The sequence below is a fragment of the Paenibacillus sp. P4_E11 genome, assembly GCF_056401635.1.
The window spans coordinates 1-1,811 of record NZ_JBFUIX010000403.1 but is presented as its reverse complement, the minus strand read 5'-3'; the positions used below and the strand labels follow the sequence as shown (position 1 = coordinate 1,811).

Below are 1,811 nucleotides of genomic sequence, written 5' to 3'. Positions count from 1 at the left end.
GCTCAAGAGGCTCCATCTTGACACCATCCACGATCTTGATAATAACTTCAGGCTTCGACACTTGCAGCTCGAATCCTTCGCGGCGCATGTTCTCAATCAAGATCCCGAGATGAAGTTCTCCACGGCCGGAGACGACGAATGCATCTGGACTGTCTGTTTCGTCCACACGCAAGCTCACATCAGTTTCCAGTTCCTTGAACAACCGTTCACGCRGCTTACGGGACGTAACCCACTTGCCTTCTTTACCTGCGAATGGGCTGTTGTTCACAAGGAACGTCATTTGCAATGTCGGCTCATCAATCTTCAATACAGGCAGCGCTTCTGGATTCGCTGGATCGGCAATCGTCTCGCCAATGTTGATTTCCTTGATACCGGCGATAGCAATAATGTCCCCAGCTCCAGCTTCTTCAATCTCAATTCGCTTTAATCCTTGGAAGCCGAATAGTTTCTCAATACGACCTTGCTTCGTAGCGCCTTCTCTTGTCATGACCGCTACAATCTGGCCTTGGCGAATCTTCCCGCGGTTTACCCGACCGATCCCGATTCGACCCAAATATTCATTATAATCCATCAGGGTAACAAGAAATTGCAGAGGCAGCTCCTGATCTTCTGTCGGATGTGGAATGTGACTGATGATCATCTCATACAGCGCCTGCATATCCTCGTCTTGCTTCTCTGGATCATTGCTGGACGTCCCATTAAGTGCGGAAGCATATACAACCGGGAAATCCAACTGATCGTCATTCGCGCCTAGCTCGATAAACAGCTCAAGCACTTCATCGACGACTTCAGCTGGACGAGCGTTCGGGCGGTCAATCTTGTTCAAGACAACGATTGGCGTCAAGTTCGACTCCAATGCTTTGCGAAGCACGAACTTCGTCTGCGGCATACAACCTTCGAAGGCGTCAACGACAAGCAATACACCGTCAACCATCTTCATGATCCGTTCCACTTCACCACCGAAGTCAGCATGGCCAGGTGTATCCATGATATTGATCAAATAGTCTTCATAGTTGATCGCTGTATTTTTGGCCAAAATCGTAATACCGCGCTCACGTTCCAAATCACCGGAATCCATTGCTCTTTCCTGAATCTGTTCGTTCTCCCGGTACGTACCGGACTGCTGGAGCAATTTGTCTACCAATGTGGTTTTGCCGTGGTCAACGTGCGCGATGATGGCGATATTACGAATGTGTTCTCTGGAATGCATGGTTTTTGTTTCAATCCTCTCGAATATTGGTTTTGTCTCTCTATATTTTGTGCATTGTGCATTTGTTTCATAAAAGAAGCGCCGGACGACGCGCCGACGCTTTATTGTACTCTGATTCACAGCAGAACGCAAGTTATAACCCTTATATTGCACAATGTGAAGCAGATTACCAAGAGCGGCGACGTGGTTTCATGAACATCAGAGCGCCACCAACAATAAGTACCAAAGCAATGAAATAGATCCCAATTGTGTACAACAGCGTCAGCCCGAAGAATAAAGCAGCAAGGACGGCTAATAAGATTGCAGCAATAAAGGCACCTTTTGGCTTATGTGGGGCGAACAAAAAATACTCATATAATCCAACCGCTGCCGCGAATATATAACCCGGCCACAAATATTGCATAGCAGACCAACCAATAAGATTGCATAAGAAGAACAGAAGCGATAAGGTAATCAATATTCCACCAGGTATGAGTACACCAGATGGCAATATTTTGCCGAAGAACAGCATATGCAAGACGATCCCGATTGCCAGAATGATTACCGGCCAGAGCAGCCCCCAGAAAAAGCCGAATATACCGAGCTTGCCAAGCAATAATAC

Annotated in this window: 2 protein-coding genes; both read right to left on the bottom strand. The window is 47.1% G+C overall.

Going from position 1 to position 1,811, the window contains the following annotated elements; translation table 11 throughout:
• A partial coding sequence (locus AC1DWB_RS34500) for a GTP-binding protein (RefSeq protein ID WP_477545586.1) occupies positions 1–1,210 on the bottom strand: 1,210 nt, incomplete at its 3' end.
• A gap of 166 nt (positions 1,211–1,376) precedes the next feature.
• On the bottom strand, positions 1,377–1,811 hold a 435-nt coding region (locus AC1DWB_RS34495; RefSeq protein WP_477545585.1), incomplete at its 5' end, for a hypothetical protein.